General features: G+C 39.8%; 20 protein-coding genes. 16 read left to right on the top strand and 4 right to left on the bottom strand.

What is annotated here, in order from left to right:
* The first annotated feature begins 87 nt into the window (after positions 1-87).
* The 9 genes from QE382_RS06810 to rodA all read left to right on the top strand — a co-directional run bounded on the left by QE382_RS06810 (position 88) and on the right by rodA (position 9,613).
* A complete protein-coding gene (locus QE382_RS06810) occupies positions 88-525 on the top strand; it encodes a MarR family winged helix-turn-helix transcriptional regulator (protein ID WP_294186187.1) in 438 nt (145 codons plus the stop codon).
* 2 nt (positions 526-527) lie between these two features.
* A complete protein-coding gene (locus QE382_RS06805; RefSeq protein WP_307185229.1) occupies positions 528-1,532 on the top strand; it encodes an NAD(P)/FAD-dependent oxidoreductase in 1,005 nt (334 codons plus the stop codon).
* Positions 1,533-1,534: 2 nt separating this feature from the next.
* Positions 1,535-1,870 (top strand): 2Fe-2S iron-sulfur cluster-binding protein, encoded by a 336-nt coding sequence (locus tag QE382_RS06800; RefSeq protein ID WP_307185228.1) that lies wholly within the window; start codon positions 1,535-1,537, stop codon positions 1,868-1,870.
* Positions 1,871-2,120: 250 nt separating this feature from the next.
* Positions 2,121-3,431: an NAD(P)/FAD-dependent oxidoreductase gene (locus tag QE382_RS06795; RefSeq protein WP_307185227.1), complete on the top strand. Its 1,311-nt coding sequence runs from the start codon at positions 2,121-2,123 to the stop codon at positions 3,429-3,431.
* Positions 3,432-3,870: 439 nt separating this feature from the next.
* Positions 3,871-4,896 carry a rod shape-determining protein gene (locus tag QE382_RS06790; protein WP_046671815.1) on the top strand — a complete coding sequence of 342 codons (1,026 nt, stop codon included), beginning with the start codon at positions 3,871-3,873 and terminating at the stop codon, positions 4,894-4,896.
* A gap of 92 nt (positions 4,897-4,988) precedes the next feature.
* Entirely contained in the window at positions 4,989-5,831 is an 843-nt protein-coding gene (gene mreC / locus QE382_RS06785; RefSeq protein WP_307185226.1) for a rod shape-determining protein MreC, read from the top strand.
* Positions 5,824-6,342: a rod shape-determining protein MreD gene (locus QE382_RS06780; RefSeq protein ID WP_209578795.1), complete on the top strand. Its 519-nt coding sequence runs from the start codon at positions 5,824-5,826 to the stop codon at positions 6,340-6,342. Before mreC ends, QE382_RS06780 begins: the two co-directional genes overlap by 8 nt.
* Before the next feature lie 27 nt (positions 6,343-6,369).
* Positions 6,370-8,355: a penicillin-binding protein 2 gene (gene mrdA / locus QE382_RS06775; RefSeq protein ID WP_307185225.1), complete on the top strand. Its 1,986-nt coding sequence runs from the start codon at positions 6,370-6,372 to the stop codon at positions 8,353-8,355.
* On the top strand, positions 8,348-9,613 hold the full coding sequence (rodA, locus tag QE382_RS06770; RefSeq protein ID WP_209578797.1) for a rod shape-determining protein RodA: 1,266 nt from the start codon (positions 8,348-8,350) through the stop codon (positions 9,611-9,613). The genes mrdA and rodA overlap by 8 nt, the downstream gene beginning before the upstream one ends.
* Before the next feature lie 96 nt (positions 9,614-9,709).
* On the opposite strand, the gene QE382_RS06765 is transcribed toward rodA, so the two are convergent.
* From QE382_RS06765 to QE382_RS06755, 3 genes are read right to left on the bottom strand one after another with little or no spacing between them, the layout of a single operon-like run.
* The gene (locus tag QE382_RS06765; RefSeq protein ID WP_307185224.1) at positions 9,710-10,564 is read right to left on the bottom strand and encodes a nucleoside phosphorylase; all 855 of its coding nucleotides are present in this window, start codon (positions 10,562-10,564) and stop codon (positions 9,710-9,712) included.
* Positions 10,561-11,178: an IMPACT family protein gene (locus tag QE382_RS06760; RefSeq protein ID WP_307185223.1), complete on the bottom strand. Its 618-nt coding sequence runs from the start codon at positions 11,176-11,178 to the stop codon at positions 10,561-10,563. Before QE382_RS06760 ends, QE382_RS06765 begins: the two co-directional genes overlap by 4 nt.
* Positions 11,175-12,044: an EamA family transporter gene (locus QE382_RS06755; RefSeq protein ID WP_307185222.1), complete on the bottom strand. Its 870-nt coding sequence runs from the start codon at positions 12,042-12,044 to the stop codon at positions 11,175-11,177. Before QE382_RS06755 ends, QE382_RS06760 begins: the two co-directional genes overlap by 4 nt.
* An 845-nt stretch (positions 12,045-12,889) precedes the next feature.
* Here QE382_RS06755 and QE382_RS06750 point away from each other — a divergent pair.
* The 5 genes from QE382_RS06750 (at position 12,890) to QE382_RS06730 (ending at position 18,266) form a co-directional block, all read left to right on the top strand.
* Positions 12,890-13,714, top strand: coding sequence for a prephenate dehydratase (locus tag QE382_RS06750; RefSeq protein ID WP_307185221.1), 825 nt, complete (start codon positions 12,890-12,892; stop codon positions 13,712-13,714).
* Positions 13,715-13,753: 39 nt separating this feature from the next.
* Complete coding sequence (locus QE382_RS06745) at positions 13,754-14,866, top strand: chorismate mutase (protein ID WP_307185220.1); 1,113 nt, start codon at positions 13,754-13,756, stop codon at positions 14,864-14,866.
* Positions 14,866-16,116 (top strand): 3-phosphoshikimate 1-carboxyvinyltransferase, encoded by a 1,251-nt coding sequence (aroA, locus tag QE382_RS06740; RefSeq protein ID WP_307185219.1) that lies wholly within the window; start codon positions 14,866-14,868, stop codon positions 16,114-16,116. The genes QE382_RS06745 and aroA overlap by 1 nt, the downstream gene beginning before the upstream one ends.
* A gap of 202 nt (positions 16,117-16,318) precedes the next feature.
* Positions 16,319-17,425: a chorismate synthase gene (aroC, locus tag QE382_RS06735; RefSeq protein ID WP_307185218.1), complete on the top strand. Its 1,107-nt coding sequence runs from the start codon at positions 16,319-16,321 to the stop codon at positions 17,423-17,425.
* On the top strand, positions 17,412-18,266 hold the full coding sequence (locus QE382_RS06730) for an ROK family protein (RefSeq protein ID WP_307185217.1): 855 nt from the start codon (positions 17,412-17,414) through the stop codon (positions 18,264-18,266). Before aroC ends, QE382_RS06730 begins: the two co-directional genes overlap by 14 nt.
* Positions 18,267-18,328: 62 nt before the next feature.
* On the opposite strand, the gene QE382_RS06725 is transcribed toward QE382_RS06730, so the two are convergent.
* On the bottom strand, positions 18,329-20,743 hold the full coding sequence (locus QE382_RS06725) for an alpha-ketoacid dehydrogenase subunit alpha/beta (protein ID WP_307185216.1): 2,415 nt from the start codon (positions 20,741-20,743) through the stop codon (positions 18,329-18,331).
* 206 nt (positions 20,744-20,949) lie between these two features.
* Here QE382_RS06725 and QE382_RS06720 point away from each other — a divergent pair, with 206 nt between their 5' ends.
* Both QE382_RS06720 and QE382_RS06715 read left to right on the top strand, forming a co-directional pair.
* Positions 20,950-22,161, top strand: a complete 1,212-nt coding sequence (locus tag QE382_RS06720) for a DEAD/DEAH box helicase (protein WP_307185215.1) — start codon at positions 20,950-20,952, stop codon at positions 22,159-22,161.
* 52 nt (positions 22,162-22,213) lie between these two features.
* Positions 22,214-22,960: a hypothetical protein gene (locus QE382_RS06715; RefSeq protein WP_307185214.1), complete on the top strand. Its 747-nt coding sequence runs from the start codon at positions 22,214-22,216 to the stop codon at positions 22,958-22,960.
* Positions 22,961-22,975 lie beyond the last annotated feature (15 nt).

Genomic DNA, 22,975 nt, shown 5'->3' with positions numbered 1-22,975 from the left:
TGAGTACTTTCTGGGGGCATTTTTTATTGCATTCAAATTACTTGTCACACTAAATATTTAAATATATTTGTTGTACTAAATATTTGTATGCTAAACGAAAAATTCGACCGCTATTCTTTTATTCTCGACCAAACTGCCAAGAAGGTAAAGCAATTTGCCCAATCCTCTTTTGCAGAAAAAGGATTTGATATCACTGTGGATCAGTGGACCATTTTAAAGGCTTTGTATGAAACGGATCAGCTTTCGCAAAAAGAACTGGCGAAACGCTGCGGAAAAGACCAGCCCACATTGACACGGATCGTTGATATCCTTCTTAAAAAAAATCTGGCTGAACGGGTCATTGACGAAACAGACCGTCGGAGCCTTTATTTGCACTTGACGGAAGAAGGAAAATTAAAAGTAGCATCGCTTTCACCAATTGTTGCGGAGATTCGTATGAAGGCCTGGGAAAATTTGACAGCGGAAGATTTTGACGCTTTTACAAGGATTTTGAACACTATATATAACAACTTAAATATAGAATAGCTATGATAAATACGGATATCTGTATCATTGGAGCAGGACCTGTTGGCCTATTCGCTGTTTTCGAAGCTGGGCTTTTAAAAATGCGCTGCCATTTGATTGATGTGTTACCTCAGGTAGGCGGACAGCTTTCGGAGATTTACCCGCACAAACCTATCTATGATATACCTGGTTATCCAAGTATAACCGCACAGGAGCTGATCGATAAGCAGCTTGAACAAATTAAACCTTTCGACCCTACTTTCACCTTAGGTGAGCGTGTAGAACAAATAACCAGGCAGGACGATGGCTCTTTTATCGTGACAACTAATGAACATACAATTGTTCACACACAGGTTATTGTTATCGCCGGAGGCTTGGGCTGTTTTGAGCCGCGCAAACCGGAGATTCCGAATCTTCATCTCTTTGAAGGAAAAGGGGTAGACTATATGGTAAAAGATCCCGCCAAGTATCGGGATAAAAAAATCGTTATTGCCGGTGGTGGCGACTCCGCGCTCGATTGGGCTTTTCACCTCGTAGATATTGCGCAACAGGTCACTTTAATCCACCGAAGTGACTCCTTCAGAGGCGCTCCGGACTCGGCGGAGAAAGTGTTCAAATTGGCCCAACAGGGTAAGATTAACTTATTATTGTCCCACAATCTGACCAATATTCATGGCAATGGTTACTTGTCTCATGTTGAAACAACTAATAAAGAAAAAGAAGTCATCGCGACAGATGCAGACTATTTTATTCCTTTATATGGCCTTACGCCGAAGCTTGGTCCGATCGCAGATTGGGGATTAAATATCGATAAAAATGCGATAGCTGTCGATACTTTCGATTACTCGACCAATATCGAGCGGATCTATGCTATTGGGGACATCAACACCTATCCAGGCAAACTGAAACTCATTCTTTGTGGATATCATGAAGCAGCCCTGATGTGTCAAAGCGCTTTTAAATTTGTCTACCCTGATCAAAAATTGACATTCAAATACACCACTGTAAACGGTATAAATACTTTCTAGCCATGGACGATAATTTAATTAACGTTACTGTTATTGATCGGGATGGGACCGAAAATATCCTCGAAGTTCCAACCGATATCAATCTTTCACTGATGGAGATATTAAAGGCATCTGAATATGAAATATTGGCAACCTGTGGTGGTATGGCGCTGTGCGCTACCTGCCATGTTGAGGTTATTGAAGGTCTAGACTTGCTGGCTTCAGCGAGCGATCAGGAGCTCGATATGTTAGATACGCTCCCGGATGCCGATGATCAAAGTCGGCTCGCCTGTCAGCTTTATCTGCAGAATTGCAACAATGGTATGAAGATCAAGATAAAAGGTGCACTGCAGTCGTGATCTCATGGTGTATGAAATACACCATGAGATCACGACCAACCTCTTTTTTTTAAGATAGTAACAGATCAACATAAAAGACTAAAAATCAAACATCTACAAAACATATGATTGAAAGATTTAGCCTTTTCACAATAAAATTCACAACATATCGGCGCAATAAATAAATATTTTTTAGTTTTTTGAACCAAAATTTAAGATATTTGCAGCTTAATTCGATTGTACCGAATTTTTACAACAAACTATTAAAAATATGCCAAGCAATAGTTCAAATAGAAAATTCCCAAGAGTAATCATTATTGGTGCTGGATTTGGAGGAATTGAAGTTGCTAAAAAGCTTAAAAATAAGGAAGTTGAAGTTCTGTTGCTGGACAGAAATAACTTTCATACTTTTCAACCTTTGATGTATCAGGTAGCCACGGGTACTCTTTCGGCGGATTCTATCTCTTTCCCTGTTCGCAAAATGTTCAAAGGCCAAGACAACTTCCACTTTAGACTTGCTGACGTAAAGAGTGTAGATAACGTGGCCAAAATTGTAAGGACAGACGTTGGTGATTTTGACTATGATTATTTGATCGTCGCTACAGGTGCCACGACGAACTTCTTCGGCAATCAACAAATCACGAAATATGCTTTGCCAATGAAAAACATACAAGAAGCACTAAATATTCGTAGCTATGTTTTACAAAACCTGGAAGAGGCGGTACGGATAGAAAATCCAGCTGATCGTAAAGCCAATCTGAACTTCGTTATTGTTGGAGGTGGTCCGACAGGTGTAGAACTTTCGGGTGCAATCGCAGAAATCAAAAACAACGTTCTTGAAAAAGACTATCCAGAATTAAAAAAATCTGAGATGTCGGTTTACTTGGTCGAAGGACTTCCAAAAGTATTGGCCAATCTGTCCGAAAAATCTTCGAAAGATTCGGAAAGATACCTGAAAGATCTAGGTGTAGAAGTGTTATTGAATGTTCAGGTAACAGGTTATGATGGTAATTCGATTACTTTCGCCGACGGCAGAAGCATTGAGACAAAAACCGTGATTTGGGGTGCCGGCGTAGCTGGGCAATATCCTGATGGATTTAAAAAAGAAATTATCCAGCGCGGAAACCGTATACAGACGGACGATCAATGTCGCGTTATCGATATGCCAGGTGTTTATGCCATTGGTGATGTTTCGGCGTTTATTACAGATGATCTTCCTCGTGGCTTACCAGGTGTTGCACCGGTAGCTCAACAACAGGGAGCCTATGTTGCTAAACACATCCTTCAAACAATTTCCAACCAGCCAACTGAGAAATTCAATTATTTCGACAAAGGCTCGATGGCTACTATAGGCCGTAATAAAGCGGTCGTTGATATGGGAAAAATTCATTTTAATGGATTCTTTGGCTGGATGACGTGGATGTTCGTCCACTTGATGTCCATTTATGGATTCAGAAATAAACTCATTACTTTTGTAAACTGGTCAATTAAATTTTTCACAAAAAACAGCGGTGTACGTTTAATATTCCACAAGTACGATGAACCAGTTCCGGAAAAAAATCAGGCAGAAACAGTGCAATAGCCTTTTGACAGTATTTCCCATCTGAAATAAATCAATATCCACGACAGCGCCATGATACTAAGATCATGGCGCTGTCTTTTTTATCCCCCCTCTAATCGGCTTACCACTGGCGATAATGTTGCACTAGTTGAGTCTCTAATCACATCACAACATTAGACTTCCACTAACTTTTCAAAACCAACCTTTCGTTATTGAACCCTTTGTTTTAACAGCCAATGATTTCAAAAAACGTATTTTATGCTTCTTTCAGGGGTATCCAATTTAAAATAACTTCGCTTAGCACGTAACATTTACAGATTATATGCGTTAAATTTAAGGACAGTTTTTTCCTGATAGAATTTACTTTCATAATATCTTTTTTTTTAATGTATAACCTCAAAAAGATTAATTTTTTTTGGTAGGTTTGCATATTATTTTAAAATAGCTTAAGGATTAGCAGATGGGCTTATTTAATTGGTTTACGCAAGAAGTTGCGATTGACTTGGGTACTGCAAATACCCTAATAATTCATAATGACAAAGTAGTAGTGGATGAACCTTCTATTGTTGCATTTGACCGCACCACAAATAAAGTGATCGCCATTGGCCGCCAAGCCATGCAAATGGAGGGTAAAACACACGACAATATAAAGACAGTACGTCCTTTACGTGATGGCGTAATTGCTGATTTTACGGCTGCTGAGCATTTGATCAGAGGAATGGTAAAATTAGTAAACAATGGCAAAAGTTGGTTTTTCCCTTCGCTTCGTATGGTTGTTTGTATTCCTTCTGGTATTACAGAGGTGGAAAAAAGAGCAGTACGCGACTCCGCTGAAATTGCTGGTGCTAAGGAAGTCTATTTGATTCACGAGCCCATGGCCGCTGCTGTAGGTATAGGGATTGATGTGGAAGAACCGATGGGTAATATGATTATCGATATCGGTGGTGGTACTACCGAAATAGCAGTCATTGCTTTGTCGGGTATCGTATGTGACCAGTCTATTCGCGTTGCGGGTGATAACTTTGACTCCGATATCGTTCAATACATCAGACGACAACATAACATCATGATCGGTGAACGTACGGCTGAAAAAATAAAAATTGAAGTGGGTGCTGCTCTTCCGGAATTGCAGGAACCACCCGCAGATTTTGCTGTTCAAGGGCGTGATTTGATGACTGGTGTTCCTAAACAAATCACTGTTTCTTATACCGAAATAGCCCATTGTCTGGATAAATCCATCTCAAAAATTGAAGAGGCGATCTTAAAAGCTTTAGAAATTACCCCCCCAGAATTATCAGCAGATATTTATCAAACAGGTATTTACCTGACTGGCGGTGGTGCTTTATTACGCGGTCTGGATCGTCGTATACAAGCTAAGACTAAACTTCCAGTGCACATTGCTGAAGATCCATTACGCGCTGTCGTAAGAGGAACTGGTATCGCACTTAAAAATATCGGACGATTTAAATTTTTGATGCAATCCTAACCGTTCGATAATTAATAACAATATTTTATTAAAGAGCGATATAATATGCAAAACTATTATATCGCTTGCTTATTAAATACCCACATTAAAAAATGAGAAACCTTTGGTTATTCCTAAGACGATATAATGCATTCTTTTGGTTTATCCTCTTTTTTGGATTCTCTTTATTTTTGGTCATCACCAATAATTCTTTCCAACGTAATTCGGTCTTAAATTCTTCGAATAGTATCATCGGAGGCCTTTATGCAAAAGTCAATTCCTGGAAAAGCTATCTTCACCTCGATGAAACTAACGATGCGCTCGCAAGAGAAAACGCGCAATTGAGAAAGGACTTACAGGCCTATCGGTCGACGGACAGCATCAACATTGGTGCTGTACCGGCTATTGATAGCAGCGAATTTGGGCGTTATGAATTTATTATTGCGAATGTCATCAACAACAGCATTCACCAAAAAGCAAATACAATTACACTTGATAAAGGGAGTAAGGATGGTATCGAGCGCGGAATGGGTGTGATCGCCCCCAATGGCGTAGTAGGTATTGTCTTAAATGTATCACCTCATTTCTCGACGGTTCAATCCTTGTTGCATCCTGACACGAGAATATCGGTTACGCTCGGTCATACTGAAGTGTTTGGTTCGTTGATATGGGGAAATAGCATGGACTATCGCGCGGCAATGGTCAAGGAAATCCCAAATCACATTAAAGTCAACAAGGGAGACAAAGTATATACCTCGGGATATTCGGGCCACTTTCCAAAAGGGATTTTTGTTGGAACTGTTATTCAGACGGGTATCTCCTCCGGAGATGCCTTTTTAGATCTTAGGATATTGTTAAGTACCAACTTTTCCAACTTACAGCATGTGTATGTTGTAAAAGACCTGTTAAATAACGAATTAAAAACACTAGAAGAATCGACAAAGGACAATGGCTAGGATTTTAATATTTAATATTATTCGATTTATCGTGTTGATAGGCATGCAAGTTTTCCTATTTCAAAACATTGGTTACTACAATCTTGTCGCAGCATTTCCTTATATTTTATTTGTTTTTTTGCTTCCAACGGGAACGCCTAATTTTCTGGTCTATTTGATCGCATTTCTAACTGGGCTCACCGTAGATTCTTTTTATGATACTTTAGGGGTCAATACTGCGGCCTGTGTTGCATTAGCTGCTTTCCGTATTTTCTTCATGAAAATTACCCTCGAAGTGGAAGAACGCGAATCTTTTTTCACCCCCATGTTGGGATTCATGAACATCCGTTGGTTCTTTTCTTATATCTTCTTCGGAACATTGATTCATCATACATTTTTGTATTTATTGGAATCTTTTTCCTTCCAACACATCCAATACACCTTATTGAGTATCGTTTTAAGTTGTATATTTACAGTAATTATCATGCTATTATTTAGCATATTATTCTACAAAAAGAAAGATCGGTTATAGTAGATCGATGGATAGAAATTCATTTCTATGAACAGTTTTTTTGCGCGCAAGTACGTCGTTTCCGGAATCTTTATCGCCATCACACTGACACTGATGGCCCGCTTATTTTATTTGCAGATCATAGACGATTCGTACATACATTCTGCCAACAGTAATGTGATGCGCAAGGTCATTGTCTACCCTGCGAGAGGGGTTATACTGGATCGAAAAGGAAAGGTGCTGGTTCAGAACGAACCAGTATATGACCTTATGGTCACCCCTCGTGAAGTGAAAGAAATTGATACGGCACTGTTTTGTAAATTGATAGATATTGATAAAGAAGGTTTTATCAAACGGATGGAAAAGGCTAGAATACACTCACCTTATCGTGCATCTATTTTTGAAAAACAGCTTTCTGTACGGACATGGGCCCAATATCAGGAGTATCAATATCAATTTCGGGGTTTCTATGTGCAGAAGAGAACAATCAGAAGTTATCCCGATAGCATAGCGGCTCAGTTTTTGGGTTATGTCAGTGAGGTAAACGACAAGGATATTGAACGCTCCAATGGATTTTACCGAAGTGGTGACTATATTGGCCGCAGCGGTATAGAGCGCTCCTATGAAGACCTCATTCGTGGGAAACGCGGTGTTAATAATTTGATGGTCGATGCACTAAACCGCCCCAAGGGTGTATTTATGGAAGGCAAATACGACACACTAGCTGTTGCAGGGGAAGGACTGGTTTCTTCTTTGGATAAAGACCTTCAAATTCTAGGGGAAAACCTGATGAAAAATAAATTGGGATCCATTGTTGCTATCGAGCCAGCAACAGGTGAAATCTTGGCCTATGTAAGTAGTCCAAGCTATAATCCAAACATGATGGTGGGACGACAATCGGGCAATAATTATATGAAATTATTGAAGGATGAAACGAAACCGCTGTTTAACCGTCCTATTCAAGCTTCTTACCCGCCAGGATCTGTATTTAAGGTGGTATCTGCATTGACAGCGCAACAGGCGGGTGTGATTGATCGTAATACGGTATTCTTCTGCCCGCATGGGTACAGTTATGGCGGTGGACGTGGATGGATGGGCTGTACGCACTATCATGGATCGACTACTTTACAGCGATCGGTAGCCGTATCATGCAATACTTATTATGGTTTTACATATGCCAAAATGATTGATGGACGTGGCCTTTCGGGACCTAAAGCTTATGATTTATGGCGCAACGCAGTAACCCAGTTTGGGATAGGCCATAAACTGGGCATTGATCTACCCGGGGAGAAACCAGGTTTATTGCCGACATCAGATTTTTATACCAAACGATACGGTAACGATAAATGGCGTTCAAGTTTTAACATTTCCTTATCCATCGGGCAAGGGGAAATGGGAATAACGCCATTGCAAATGGCCAATATCATGGCTATCGTTGCTAATAAAGGGTTTTACTACAGACCGCATTTGATTAAAGGAATTGGAGAAAAGAAAATTGCCAAGAAGGAATTTACGGAAAAAATCAGTGCCGGTGTTGATGAAAAATACTATCCTGTAGTTATTCAGGGCATGAGCGATGCTGTCAATACACCTGAGGGAACAGCTTGGTCCAATCGTATTCCGGGTATCGAAATGTGTGGTAAAACAGGTACGGCTCAGAACCCGCATGGGGAAAACCACGCTGTTTTCTTTGCTTTTGCGCCGCGGGATAATCCTAAAATCGCTATTGCTGTCTTTGTTGAAAATGCAGGTTACGGTGGAACATGGGCAGGACCTATTGCCAGTATGATGGTCGAGAAATACCTCAAAGACACCATCACTGCTCCTAAGTATATCCAGGATCGCATCTATAATGCAAATTTTCTTCCTGCGCCTAAAAAAGTGGTGGATCCAAAGGCTACTAAGGATGTAAAAAAAACAGACTCAGTCAAATCCAAAACGGACACGTTAAAATCTAAACGGCAACTGGCCGCTGTGACGAAACCAAAAGAAACAATTGTTCACCATAGCGAGATAAAGAGAAGATATGAATAATCAAAAAACTAGTTTCTTTGGGAAGATAGACTGGCTGACAATAACCCTTTGGCTTGCGCTATGCTTAATTGGCTTATTCAATATCCGTGCTGCTGTTTTTAACCCCGAACTGCCCAATTTCTTTACGTTGGGTACGAATTATGGAAAACAGTCTTTATATCTTGTTTCCGCTATTATCTTGGGGGTATCCATTTTGATCATAGATGCTAAATTTTTCAGCTCGGCATCACCAATATTTTACGGTATAACTGCTGTACTGCTTGTGATCGTGTTGGTCGTCGGACGAAATGTTGGTGGAAATCAGGCCTGGATCGACCTCGGTTTTTTCCGCTTACAGCCGTCGGAGTTTGCGAAACTTTCGACCTGCCTGTTGCTGGCTAACTTTTTAAGTTCTCAAAGCAATAAGGCTCCAACGATGCAGACTTTGGCTATGGGAGCCGGTATTGTTTTATTCCCTGTATTTTTGGTGATGTTACAACCCGATACTGGATCTGCCCTCGCATTCTTTTCGTTGATTTTTGTATTCTACCGGGAGGGCTATGTGAATAATGAGCTTCTGATATTTGGAGGTCTCTGCATTTTGCTTTTCGTCCTTGCTCTATTGGTCAATCCATGGATACTTATTTTGGTTTTGGCACTACTCATTGGCCTTGTGATGTGGAACTACCGCAAGAGAAGAAAATACATTATTAATCTCAGTATACTTTTTGCGGCATGTGCAGTATTTATTCTCTGTGTAGACCTCGTGTATGACCATGTCTTACAATCGCATCAACGTGATCGTATTGACATCATTTTAGGGAAAATGGAAGATCCTAAGGGAAAGGGCTATAATTTGAATCAGTCTAAAATTGCAATTGGATCGGGACAGCTTTTGGGAAAAGGTTATTTACAGGGAACCCAGACAAAATATAATTTCGTACCTGAGCAAAGTACAGATTTTATTTTCTGCACGGTTGGAGAGGAATGGGGCTTTGTCGGATCGGTTACCTTATTACTGATCTATCTCACGCTACTGTTACGCATTATTCACATTGCCGAACGACAGCGCTCGGCCTTCGCCAGGATCTATGCATATGGTGTAGCCTCCATTCTATTTTTTCACTTGTTTATTAATATCGGCATGACAATAGGTATTGTACCCGTTATCGGGATACCACTACCTTTTATCAGCTACGGGGGCTCTTCTTTGTGGAGTTTCACGATTTTGCTTTTCATCATGCTTAAATTTGATTCAAATAGAAAAGGAATTGTTTAAGACAATTCCTTTTCTATTTGGATGTCGTAGACGACATCCACTCTTTTATTGCAGCAGCCGCGAAGCGGCTATTACACAAGTTGTTCTCCAAAAAAATTAAATGCGCGCTAAAACGAGCTGTATAGCCTTGTCGACAACTTGTTCGGGCGTGGAAGAAAAATGACCATCTACCCTATTTGCCAAAATAGCATTGATGGATAAAGCTTGATGTCCAAACATTTTGGCCAATGCGTAAATACCAGCAGTTTCCATCTCCAGGTTAGTTAAGCGTAGCGCTTTATATTGAAAAGAATTGACTAAACTCACAAAATTAGGAATGCTATTATTTGCCCTCAAATGTCGCCCCTGGGGTGCGTAAAAACCCGGTGCAGTTAATGTGATCCCCTTGGGTAGGTCAAAAGCGATCTGCTCCTGAAGGCTCTTACTGCCTTTGGCAACATAAGGTTGCAAGTTCAACGCTGAAAAATGCCTACCTAATTCCGCCTGAATCCCTTTCTCTTCATCGTCATAAGCAGCCTTATAATAGTTCATCAAGGCATCAAGACCTATACCGTAAGAAGAGGCCAAAATAGTTCCCATTTCAACATCTTGTTGTACAGCCCCTGAAGTTCCAATGCGTATTATATCCAGCGAGGTCAACACGGACTTCACGGTTCTACTAGCAAAATCAATATTTGCAAGCGCATCCAGTTCATTCAATACGATGTCTATATTATCCGTACCTATACCAGTGGATATTACGGTTAGCCGTTTATTCCCCAAATATCCGGTATGTGTAATAAATTCGCGCTTTCCTTTTTTAAGTTCAATGCGATCAAAGTGTGCCGAAACTTTCGCCACGCGGTCTGGATCGCCTACGGTAATTACGGTATTGGCCAGGTCTTCTGGCAACAAATTCAGATGGTAAACACTGCCATCTGCGTTCAAAACTAATTCCGATTCGTTAATCATAGCGTGTATAAATAAGTTAACTGACAGCCCTCAATTTTAGCGAAGCGATCAACAATTCGATTGACCTGCATTTTTCGAACTTCAAACTCCAAATAACACTGATTATCAAATTCCTGTTTTTCAACTTCGACGCACTCTTCCTTAATTATCCGCATAATATCATTCATATGGAGGTAATCGAAGGAAATACCATAATGGTCATTCACAGTACGCTCGATGATTTCTGCTTGGTTCAAAGCGTCTTGGGTGGCCGACTTGTAGGCATTAATCAAACCTGGCACCCCCAACAATGTACCTCCAAAATACCGTACAACAATTACGATAATGTTGGTGACATCCATAGACAATAGCACATTTAAAATAGGGCGTCCTGCAGTTCCCGAAGGTTCGCCATCATCATTCACTCGAAAGACAGCTCGGTCTGGTGTTAGACGATAAGCCCAACAATGATGTCTCGCTTTGGGATGAATTGCTTTCACTTCCAAGAGCAACTCTTTTAATTGGTCTTCGGATTTAAAAGGAAAGGTGTAGGCAATAAACTTACTGCCCTTATCCCTAAAAATCCCTTCATATTTTGCATCAATAGTCCGATAAGTATCTTCAAATAAACTCATAGATATGCTATGATTAAAACTGAAACAATAGAAAGCGCTATACCAAGATAATTTAATAGCGATAGCCTTTCTTTAAAAAATAAGACGCCAATTAAAGCGCCCAAGGAAATCACACCGATGTTCATACCCGTAAATACAACAGATGGGTTTTCCGGCAAAGCCCGATGTGCTTTCATATAAAATAGAATATTACAAAAATTGAATACTCCCAAAACCAGTCCATATCCCACCGCTTTTTTCGAAAAATTTTGCTTTTCCACGAAAAGAAAATAGAGCAACAATAACGTTGCAATAAACATCGCCATTACAAAGATAATAAACATGGAGCTGATATACGGTATACTGACATGTAGCGCGACTTGCTTAAAAAGAATATCAATGATACCCATACCAATGAATACCAGCAAGGGATAAAATGCTTTATGACGGCTATCTGTTGCTAATCTACTATTCTTATTTCTCTGCCAACCAATCGAACATAAAATTGCCAATAAACCAACCACTATTCCAAGCATTTTAAGGCTTTGCATTTTTTCATGAAACAAGAAAAAAGAAGCCAAAAGTGGTATAAATAACGACAAACGCTGTGCGACTTCTGTCTTGACCAAACCACTGTGCCGAATGGATAACGCAATGAAAACAAACATTCCCGGGAGGAGTACCGCAAGGGATGTATACAAAGTAACCGGCATATAGTCCCGCGCTAGCGATTTTAAGTCAGGTTTCAGCACGTAATAGGTCAGTGCAACGGCCATAGGGTAATTCCAAACAATAACTTGTTTGGTTTCGGCTCCATTTTGTCGTCCCAATTTCAATAAAACCGCTACAGTTACACTACAAATAACACTTAATAAGACAAAAATCATTATTCAAAATCTATTTATTTCCAGCGTCCATGTTTTCGCCCGAACGAGCTGATATTCCAATTTCAAAAATAAATATGCACACAGCATATGCTGTGTTAATGTGTAAGATACTAGATAGCCCTGTCCGACTAATCCCGATTGTTAAATTTTCCCCCAAGATACACATAAGGAATAAATCTTCCATACCGATCGTGCTCTCTTAGCTTAAATATCAATATCGCAATATATTCACCCTTAATCAAATTGAAATATTGGCGTACCCATACCTTCAATACCTATTTATTCCATAAAAATAAATTCGCTTGATATACAACCGAGAAATTAACCAATGGATATGAGCTGCTTCTTCGCAAAAAAAGAATAAAAAATTGTAAATATTAGCGCTAAAAACACATTTTTTTAAACAAAAAAAACATAATAAAAAACATATAATTTATATCAAATATTAAACGATAAAATCAATAAAAAAAGCTTAAAAAAAACTAAAAAAAACGAATAAAATATTAAAAATCAATAATATAGTAAAATTACAATCAACAAATAATGTCATAAAAATGATTAAAAACAAGACTTTAAAAGGCTTAAAAAAACACAATAATATAGAGGTAAAAATGGAATAAAATTTATTTTTTCTTTTGATATATAAAAAACATTCGTACATTTGAAATATCAAACAATATCAGGATGAACAAAACATATACATATTTCTATTTTAGCTTCTTTTATTTTAACCATAAGAGCCGGGATTAGATTGTGTATAAGTCATAAGAACACAAACAAAAGAGTCCCGGTTCGAATAATCGGGACTCTTTTTGTTTGGAGACAAAACAGCAAACAAAAAAATAATGAGTTTAAAAATTGCAATACAAGGCGCAAAGGCATCATTTCATGAAGAAGCTGCATTTAAATTTTTCGGAAGAGAAGTTGAAATTGTCGAATGTGATTCGTTTAAGAAAACTTGTGAATTGCTGAAGCAGAGAAAAGTTGACTATATCGTTATGGCGATCGAAAATTCCATTGCCGGAAGCCTCTTACCAAATTATAATTTGCTAAGAGATTACAAGTTTCATATTACTGGTGAAGTTTACCTTAACATTCAACAGAATCTCATGGTATTGCCTGGAGTGAAATTAAGAGATATTAAACATATCGAATCCCATCCGATTGCTATTCGCCAATGTGAAGAATTTCTTTCAGAGCTGGAAGGAGTACGTATAACGGAGGGTTCTGACACTGCGGCAACTGCAAAAATGATTGCTGAGCGTAAACTAACTGACACGGCTGCCATAGCAGGCACACTGGCCGCCGAGGTTTACGGTCTTGAAATTCTAGAAAAGAGAATCGAAACCAATAAAAAGAATGCTACACGCTTTTTGGTATTATCCAATGAGGTAATAGAACATAAAAATGCAAACAAAGCATCATTATCTTTCCAAACAGGTAATACGGTTGGATCTCTAGCAACCATTTTACAATGTTTTGCAGACCAAAATATCAATTTGAGCAAAATTCAGTCGATGCCCGTCATTGGGAAGCGCAATGAGTATGACTTTTTCGTCGACGTGGAATGGAAAAAGCAGACGGACTACGAAGCAGCTATCCGAAAAGTTCTCAAACATAGTATCAATTTCAATATTATGGGCGAATATGTCAAAAACGAAAAACTATAATTAACAATAGCTTAGATAACATAGATAATCAAACTTAACATGAAAAATACATTAGACATCACTCCTTTAAAATCTTGGTTGGACACAGGAGACAAACCTTTAATCATTGCAGGCCCGTGTAGTGCTGAAACAGAAGAGCAATTGGTATCAACAGCACATTTGTTGGCAAATACAGGAAAAGTAAATATTTTACGCGCCGGCATCTGGAAACCACGCACTCGTCCTGGAGAATTTGAAGGTATTGGTTCAATTGGCTTAGAATGGCTAAAAAGAGCAAAAGAAGAGACTGGTCTATTAACAGCGACTGAAGTTGCTACAGCGAAACACGTGGAAGAAGCGTTAGCTGCCGGTGTGGATGTGTTATGGGTAGGTGCACGTTCAACAGCGAATCCATTTACCGTCCAGGAAATTGCTGACGCGTTACAAGGTGTAGATATTCCAGTATTCGTTAAAAATCCGGTAAATCCAGATTTATCTTTATGGATTGGTGCACTGGAACGTATCAATCGTGCTGGTATTAAAAAATTGGGTGCTATCCATAGAGGATTCTCTTCGTACGAAAAAACCGCATTTCGTAATGAACCGATGTGGGATTTAGCAATCCAATTAAAAACTGCCTGCCCTACTTTACCAATCATCAACGATCCAAGTCACATCTGTGGAAACCGCGAATTGCTACCGTATATCGCACAAAAGGCAATGGATATGGATATGCAAGGATTAATTATCGAATCGCATATAGACCCATCTGTTGCATGGACTGATGCTAAACAACAGGTTACTCCTGCTGCATTAGCTGATTTGATCGATCACTTAACTTTACGTAAGGCGGCGTCCGACAATCCTTCATTCGAAGACAAATTAGCTGAGTTGCGTAGCAACATCGACAAATTAGATGATTTGATTATCCAAAAAATTGGGGAACGTATGAAAATTGCCGAGAAAATTGGAGAATACAAAAGGGACAACAATGTCACTATCTTACAAGTTAACCGCTGGGACGAGATTGTTCAAAAACGCACCAAATTAGCAGAGGCGCTTTCTTTGGGAAGTGAATTTTCGACAAAATTCCTCGAATTAATTCACAACGAATCTATCCGCAAACAAAATGTGGTCATGAACACTCAGGAACAACCAACAGCAGAAGCATAATGAATCAACAAGTCATCACGCTGACGCATCCTTCAAAAAAAATACAGGGTACGGTTCAACTCACAGGTTCAAAATCTGAGAGCAACCGTGCTCTTATCATCCAATCATTAAGCAAAGGACAAGTTGAAATAGCCAACCTTTCTGAAGCTGCAGATACGGTAACTTTAAACCGTGTGCTACAAATTGCTTCAGATCCGAAACCCGGATTCAACACGATTGACATCGGTCCCGCAGGAACGGCCATGCGATTCTTAACGGCTTACCTTAACCTTGTTAAAGGCAATTTTATTCTGACAGGGACTGAGCGCATGCAACAGCGTCCTATAGGTATATTGGTTGATGCCATGAAAGAAATTGGCGCTGACATCCACTATGAAAAGAAAGTCGGATACCCTCCTTTGAAGATTGAGGGCGGGCTGTTTCAAGGAAAAGACCGCGTTAAGATTAAGGGAGATATCAGCAGCCAATATATATCAGCGCTATTATTAATTGCACCGGCATTAAAAAAAGGGCTCACTTTAGAGATTGAGGGTGAATTGACCTCCAGACCTTACGTATCCATGACGTTGGATATGCTAAAAAGTGTAGGGATTGAACATGAATGGACGAGCAACGCGATTAAAATTGCGCCGCAGACATTTGATAAACAAACAATATATGTCGAACCAGATTGGAGCGCTGCTTCCTATTGGTACGCTATCGTCGCACTGGCAGATGCGAACGCATCGATTGTATTACCCGGATTAAGAAAAAATAGCTTACAGGGTGATATTGCGATTATAGGCATTATGGAGCATTTTGGTGTACAATCGAGCTTTGAATCGGACGGATTACATTTAAATAAAAAGGTAATCGATTCGGACCTAAGCTTATTCAACTTTAAAGAATGTCCCGATCTCGCACAAACTGTGGTTGTTGTCGCGGCTGCGTTAAAACGCGATGTATCGTTTACGGGCTTGGAAACTTTAAAAATCAAAGAGACTGACCGTATTGCGGCACTACAGAACGAAATTGCGAAATTTGGAGCCGAGCTGATTGAAGATGGCGATACCTACCACCTGAAAACAGCACGGGTATATCAGCCTGAAGAGGTCACCTTCGATACTTACGAAGATCACCGCATGGCGATGGCGTTCGCACCACTGGCATTAGTTTTTGACCAGATTAAGATCGCTGAACCTCAAGTTGTAGAAAAATCATATCCTGATTTTTGGAATCATTTACAAGCGCAAGCTTTTGTCATTGACTAGTAGATTAAAACAGGGATTAAATAAACATTAATCCCTGTTTCCACCTATTGTACCCCAACAGGCTTTTCACCTGGGACAAAATCATGCAATACAATCCTTAAGGCTTAAGACAGGTGGCAAATCCATAAATTTGTATTCCTTCTCTAGCTTTACAATTGCATTTAAATGCAAATTTATCTAAGTTTATTGAAATTTAATTTTTATGGCAGGAAATTCATTTGGCGACTTATTCAGAATCAGCACTTTTGGCGAATCACATGGCAAAGCTATCGGTGTAATTATTGATGGTTGCCCTTCAAATATAATAATAGACGAGGATTTTATCCAGTCTGAGCTCGACAAACGAAAACCAGGTCAATCCAAAATAACGACGCAAAGGAAAGAGAGTGATACAGCACAAATATTATCCGGTGTATTCGAAGGAAAATCAACAGGTACACCTATTGCAATTGTCATTCCAAATGAAGATCAGCGCTCAAAAGATTACACACATATCAAAGATATTTTCAGACCTTCTCATGCTGATTTCACCTATCAGATGAAATATGGCATCCGTGATTATCGCGGTGGAGGACGTTCTTCTGCAAGGGAGACTGCAGCCCGTGTTGCTGCTGGCGCTGTAGCGAAGAGCTTTCTAAACCAATTTGGTATAGAAATCTTTGCCCACGTTTCTGGAGTTGGTACTATTGAAGCACCAAATGTGGATACAAAAGATCTTAAGAGCCTTCTTGATTTACGAGAATCCAACATCGCACGTTGCGCGGATCCAGCAACAGCGAATGAAATGGTTGAATTTATCGATTCTATCAGAAAAGCTGGTGATACTGTTGGTGGACGTATATCGGCTGTCATCAGACATGTCCCCGTGGGCTTAGGCGAACCCGTCTTTGATAAACTACATGCGGATCTTGCCAAGGCAATGATGAGCATCAATGCCGTACATGGTTTTGAATATGGTTCAGGTTTTGCTGGATCAGAGTTGCGAGGTTCCGAACATAATGATATATTTGTAGCAGATGACCATGATTTAACTCGAGTGCACACGCATACCAACTTCTCTGGAGGTATTCAGGGCGGGATTTCAAATGGTATGGATATTACGTTCAAAGTAGCATTTAAGCCTGTTGCCACTATCATGAGAGATCAAGAAACGGTGGATGTCCATGGCAACCCTGCTATTGCTAGTGGCAAGGGAAGACATGACCCTTGTGTTGTTTCAAGAGCAGTAATTATTGTGGAAGCTATGGCGGCACTTGTAATCGCGGATCATCTACTTAAAAATCAAAGTTACAAACATGCTGCAAGATAATTATGTCGTAGGTGTTGATATTGGAGGCACACATATTTCTGCCTGTATCATTGACACAAAACAATGGAATATATACCTAGAAAACGTGGCCAGAAGCCACGTTTTTTCTCAAGGAGATGCTAAAACGATTTTACAAACCTGGTCATCAGCTATTAGTGATATTGTAGCCACCTCTCCTGCTCCTATTCAATTCATCGGAATTGCCATGCCTGGCCCGTTTGACTACGAAAATGGAATATCAAAGATACAAGGACAAAGCAAATACGACCATCTTTACAACCAAGATATCAAATCTCTGCTAGCTAAAGAACTGGGACTGTCCCCTATGTCTATTCACTTTATCAATGACGCAGCGGCTTTCTTACAAGGTGAAATATTCGTACAACAACTGCAAACGAATAAGCGTATACTAGGAATTACGTTGGGCACTGGACTTGGATCTGCAGTTTGGAATCAAGGTGAGAAAGCTTTCGATGCGGCACTATGGAATAGTCCTTATGGAGATTGTATTTTCGAAGAATTTCTTGTCACACGGTGGTTCATCAAACGTTTCAAAGAAGTATCAGGAAAAGATGTTACGGGACTTAAAGATATTTTAGATCATCATCGGGAAACTGATGAATTTCAAATCATCAAAGATGAATATGCTAAACATCTCTTTGATTTTATGCAGTTCTTCGCAGAGAAACATGCTGCTGAAATATTTATAGTCGGTGGCAATATCGCCAAAGCGCTACCTATTTTCATTAGTGACCGAAAAGAATTTGAGAGATTTCAAATTTATACAGCAATACTTGGTGAAAAAGCAGCTATGATTGGCGCGGCGAGTATATTCAATTAAGAAAACATATCATCCCAACCCTTGGAATATATAGCTTAGTAAAGCAAAAAGATATCCATCTATTAAAACATAGATGGATATTTTTCTGGATTAGCTTCATGCATAATTGCATATACTGTCTCGACAACATCATCAGAAGATGGCTTCGAGAAATAATCCCCATCGGAGCCATATGGCGGGCGATGTGCTTTTGCAGTCAGCGTCCGCGGCTGACTATCCAATAGATAGTAGCCATTTTGCTTCTCTAACACCTCTTGTAAGATAAAGGCTGAAGCCCCGCCTGGCACATCCTCATCTACAATAAGTAGCTTATTTGTTTTCTTCAGTGATTCGGCGCAAAGTTTTCCTTTGTCAAAAGGCTGCAATGTCTGTGCATCAATAATTTCGATAAATATCCCCAAGCGTTCCAATTCCATGGCGGCTTCTTCAACAACACGCAAAGTGGAACCATAGGATACTACAGTAATATCGCTTCCCTCTTTAACACATTCGGCATAACCGATTGGTACCGTAAATTCACCAACGTTTTCTGGTAGACGCTCTTTTAGACGATACCCATTGAGACATTCGACAACAATAGCCGGTTCATCAGAGCGGAACAGGGTATTATACATCCCCGCTGCCTGGGTCATATTACGCGGCACGCACACATGTAAACCTCTCAGAGCGCCTAAAATGACCGACATCGGTGACCCGGAGTGCCATATACCTTCTAATCGATGGCCGCGTGTACGAATAATCACTGGCGCTTTCTGTCCAGCAAAAGTACGGTAACTTAAAGTTGACAAATCGTCACTTGCTACTGTAATGCCGTAAATTAGGTAATCTAAATATTGGATTTCGGCTATCGGACGGAACCCGCGGATTGCCAAACCAAGCCCTTTGCCTATAATCGAATTCTCCCGAATACCAGTATCAAATACACGATGTACACCAAGTTTCTCCTGTAATCCTGCAAAACCCTGATTTACATCGCCAATTTTACCCACATCCTCTCCGAAAGCCAACAGCCTTTCGTCACGTCTAAAGTTCTCCTCAAAGCACAAATTCAGGACTTCACGGCCGTCAACAACTTTAGCCTCTTCACTGTACAAAGCAGGAACAATCTTTACATGAGCAGGAGAATCGACACCAGCTGTAAACAACTTCGAGTTATAACGTTTCTCGTTGACCGCCTGCTTTTCTTTGTACCAACTTAATAATTGCTGACGTTCCTCACTATGCTGTCCTTTCAGTTCATGCAGCACCTTGCGCACCTGACCATACACCTCTTTTAAAGAAGGTTCAACCATCGATTGCAATTTTTTGGAAGCAAAATCAGCGCGTTCGTTCGGTATACCCTGAAGTAAATCTATGGCTTCCTTTGCCTCCACACTCAACGTTTTGATATAATCGGTCCAAGCTCGCTTTTGTTCTTGACGAACATGGTCTTTAGCCTGTTGATCCAGTTGCTCCAGCTCTTCTAAGGTGGCGATTCCCGAACTTATTATCCAGTCTTTCATTTTTGCAATGCAATCGAAGTCAGCCTCCCATTGTAATCTTTCCTTAGATTTATAACGCTCATGTGAACCTGAAGAAGAATGGCCTTGGGGCTGTGTCAATTCGGTCACGTGGATCAAACAAGGAATATGTTTCTCACGGGCAATATGGGCAGCCTTTTCATAAGTTTCACATAATCCTGCATAATCCCATCCTCTTACTTTGAATATTTCAATCCCGTTGGTCAATTCTTCCTTCTGAAATCCTCGAAGCACTTCTGAAATATCTCCTTTCGTTGTTTGAATTTCATTGGGTACAGATATGCCATATCCGTCATCCCAAATGGAAATCACGGTCGGGATCTGGTGAACCCCTACTGCGTTAATGACTTCAAAAAATACACCTTCAGAAGTGGCAGCATTGCCGATAGAGCAAAAGGCAACTTCGTTTCCTTTATTCGAAAAATAAGATAGGTAATCTAAATTTCTATTTTGCTTATACAATTTAGAAGCCAACCCCAACCCTAATAGCCTTGCCATCTGCCCGCCTGTTGTTGAAATATCTGAAAACGAGTTTTTTTGAGCCATTTGGTTCAACCAATTTCCCTGATCATCCACAACACGTGTCGAAAAATGGCAATTCATTTGTCTTCCTGCAGAAGAAGGATCTGCCTCTACATCGGGGTGGGCATACAGTTGAGAAAAAAAATGGTAGACATCACTGATGCCTGAAGCAAATATAAATGTTTGGTCACGGTAATATCCCGATCGCCAATCTCCGTTTCTGAAAACTTTAGCCATCGCGATTTGTGCCAATTCTTTTCCATCGCCAAAAATACCAAACTTAGCCTTACCGGTAAGCACTTCTTTACGTCCTAATAAACTTACGTAACGACTTTCCAAGGCAGTTCGATAGTCATTCACAATAATCTTTTTGAACTCATCAAAGCTCAAAGTGGAAATAGATTCATTGTTTTGGTCAAATGCAGTATCAAACATATTCTTTTTTGTTTCAACAAATTTAACAAAAATATTATTCTATATAATTCGTGTTTGTCAAATAAATTGACAAACGACAGCCCTCATTTGAAATAGAATATTCTAATTTATCAAATTAGTACTTTTTGATAAAAAATCCTAATTTACATATTTTTTTAATACCTGTAACGACGTAAAACCAGCTTTATCCTTTTTAATTTCTATTTTTGGATTTTACATTCATTATTTTGAATTTTTCAACACTAAAACTCGATAAATTCCTTAGCGCTAATCTTGAAAAACAAAAGCTTTCTTCGCTTACATCAGTTCAAGAAAGAGCTATCCCTGCCATTTTGGAGGGCAGGGATTGTTTAGCGATTGCACCGACTGGAACGGGGAAAACTGAGGCTTACGCGATCCCAATTATTCAGCGTTTACGAACTAAAGTTACCGCTGACCGTCTATCGGTACTTGTACTGCTCCCGACCAGGGAACTCTGTATTCAAACCCAACAACGCATATCGAATCTTATCGAAGGTATGGATTTGATCATCGCCAGCTTTTACGGCGGTGGAACTTATGAAAGTCAATTGGAACTTTATCCTCAAGCGCATATGATCCTTGCCACTCCGGGGCGTTTGCTGGATTTTCTGGATCAGGGGAACATTGATTTGAAGACGATAGATACCTTAGTGGTTGATGAATTCGATCAACTGCTTGATCTCGGCTTTGCGTTGGATATCAACAAAATCATCAATAAATTGCCTGCTGAAAGACAAACTATTTTTAGTTCGGCCACAAAAACCGCCGAAATCGAAAAAATTGTTCGAAAAAAGTTAAACAACCCTGTCGAGATCATTATTGATACAGCTTTAAAAAAGGGCCAGATAGAGGAATCTGTAATGTATGTCGACAAGAATGATAAAAAGAGCCTATTGGGTCATCTGCTTGAAAACAGGATTTCACGGCAGGCCATCGTTTTCACGCGAACAGTGCAAGGAGTCGAACGGATTGAAACAGCATTAAACCGAAGTGGTGTTTCTTGTTTGGCTTTGTATGGCGATAAGTCGCAGCAAAAACGAGAAGAGATCATTGCTCAGTTTAGACGAAAAGAAGTACGTGTTTTGATTGCAACAGACCTATTGGCACGTGGAGTAGATTTTCCGGATCTGGAGGCGATCATCAACTACGAAGTTCCAGATTCGCCAGAGCTATATACCCATCGGATCGGCCGGACTGGTCGTTCTGAGGCTGATGGAAAAGCCTTTACGTTTTGCGACGCCGAAGACAACGAAAAATGGATCAAATTGCAACTATCCTTAAAACGGCAAATTAGAATTGACGATCAGCACCCTTACTTGCTAAGCTGGGAGAAAATGCTTTCTAGTAGTCAAACCAATCCGCGGAAAGGTTCTTCAAAATCGAGAAAACGTCGTTAATTAATAAATATTCTTTTACTTTTACCTGCAAATCATAAAATCACAATTCGAGATGAATACAATACATTTATTTGATGATAGTAACAACGGGGATGATAACCGTTTAGGAGACCTGGAAAAAACAATCATCGTGAATAGTCTGATGGAGATTCCTTTTGAAGATCGGGATGAGGAATGGCGGGATGCATTTTTAACCAATATTGCTGAATGTACCTTAAAATTAGCCGAGACAGAAGTGGTCGTTGGTCCGGACGGATTTCCTTATTTCCAACTTGAAAGCGCTCCAAAAGATCAGAACTTTCAAGCGTTCGTCATCAAAAATCGACTGAAAGATTTTGTGTTACCAAGGGGATTTGGTATTGCAATTAATACACAGCATGAAAATCCAGATTGGGTGTTCACCTATGGCGATTTGGTCAACTTCTTTCTGAACGAGGAATTTTACACGGATGAGAGCATTTTTTCGAAGAAAAATACACCAACAATTATTGGCGAAGATGAAGAAATACTAGTTGGGCAGCCAGCTGAAACTATTCTTCCGCAAACAGTACGTACACAACTGCGTGAATTTTTGGATTACTATGGGGTAAAGAATGCTAAAATTATGCTTCTTGCACGCAATTATAAAGATGAAGATAATGCTACACAAGATTTAGCATTCAATATCGTTGCCAACCAATTCAGCACAGAAAAAGAGTTTACGAACATTATGGAAGCGATAGGCTGGTTCCTTCCTAGACATTATTCTTATATTGGATTGGACGAACTTGCTATTGACAACGGCTTTATGCCACTATAAATAAAAAAGACCTAA

The organism is Sphingobacterium zeae (assembly GCF_030818895.1).
Classification (GTDB): domain Bacteria; phylum Bacteroidota; class Bacteroidia; order Sphingobacteriales; family Sphingobacteriaceae; genus Sphingobacterium; species Sphingobacterium zeae.
This window is presented reverse-complemented; position numbering and strand designations above follow the sequence as displayed.

What these genes read in the sequence shown, in the direction of transcription:
- QE382_RS06810 (WP_294186187.1), top strand. Translation starts at nt 88, where the DNA reads ATGCTAAACGAAAAATTCGACCGCTATTCTTTTATTCTCGACCAAACT.
- QE382_RS06805 (WP_307185229.1), top strand. Translation starts at nt 528, where the DNA reads ATGATAAATACGGATATCTGTATCATTGGAGCAGGACCTGTTGGCCTA.
- QE382_RS06800 (WP_307185228.1), top strand. Translation starts at nt 1,535, where the DNA reads ATGGACGATAATTTAATTAACGTTACTGTTATTGATCGGGATGGGACC.
- QE382_RS06795 (WP_307185227.1), top strand. Translation starts at nt 2,121, where the DNA reads ATGCCAAGCAATAGTTCAAATAGAAAATTCCCAAGAGTAATCATTATT.
- QE382_RS06790 (WP_046671815.1), top strand. Translation starts at nt 3,871, where the DNA reads ATGGGCTTATTTAATTGGTTTACGCAAGAAGTTGCGATTGACTTGGGT.
- mreC (WP_307185226.1), top strand. Translation starts at nt 4,989, where the DNA reads ATGAGAAACCTTTGGTTATTCCTAAGACGATATAATGCATTCTTTTGG.
- QE382_RS06780 (WP_209578795.1), top strand. Translation starts at nt 5,824, where the DNA reads ATGGCTAGGATTTTAATATTTAATATTATTCGATTTATCGTGTTGATA.
- mrdA (WP_307185225.1), top strand. Translation starts at nt 6,370, where the DNA reads ATGAACAGTTTTTTTGCGCGCAAGTACGTCGTTTCCGGAATCTTTATC.
- rodA (WP_209578797.1), top strand. Translation starts at nt 8,348, where the DNA reads ATGAATAATCAAAAAACTAGTTTCTTTGGGAAGATAGACTGGCTGACA.
- QE382_RS06765 (WP_307185224.1), bottom strand. Translation starts at nt 10,564, where the DNA reads ATGATTAACGAATCGGAATTAGTTTTGAACGCAGATGGCAGTGTTTAC.
- QE382_RS06760 (WP_307185223.1), bottom strand. Translation starts at nt 11,178, where the DNA reads ATGAGTTTATTTGAAGATACTTATCGGACTATTGATGCAAAATATGAA.
- QE382_RS06755 (WP_307185222.1), bottom strand. Translation starts at nt 12,044, where the DNA reads ATGATTTTTGTCTTATTAAGTGTTATTTGTAGTGTAACTGTAGCGGTT.
- QE382_RS06750 (WP_307185221.1), top strand. Translation starts at nt 12,890, where the DNA reads ATGAGTTTAAAAATTGCAATACAAGGCGCAAAGGCATCATTTCATGAA.
- QE382_RS06745 (WP_307185220.1), top strand. Translation starts at nt 13,754, where the DNA reads ATGAAAAATACATTAGACATCACTCCTTTAAAATCTTGGTTGGACACA.
- aroA (WP_307185219.1), top strand. Translation starts at nt 14,866, where the DNA reads ATGAATCAACAAGTCATCACGCTGACGCATCCTTCAAAAAAAATACAG.
- aroC (WP_307185218.1), top strand. Translation starts at nt 16,319, where the DNA reads ATGGCAGGAAATTCATTTGGCGACTTATTCAGAATCAGCACTTTTGGC.
- QE382_RS06730 (WP_307185217.1), top strand. Translation starts at nt 17,412, where the DNA reads ATGCTGCAAGATAATTATGTCGTAGGTGTTGATATTGGAGGCACACAT.
- QE382_RS06725 (WP_307185216.1), bottom strand. Translation starts at nt 20,743, where the DNA reads ATGTTTGATACTGCATTTGACCAAAACAATGAATCTATTTCCACTTTG.
- QE382_RS06715 (WP_307185214.1), top strand. Translation starts at nt 22,214, where the DNA reads ATGAATACAATACATTTATTTGATGATAGTAACAACGGGGATGATAAC.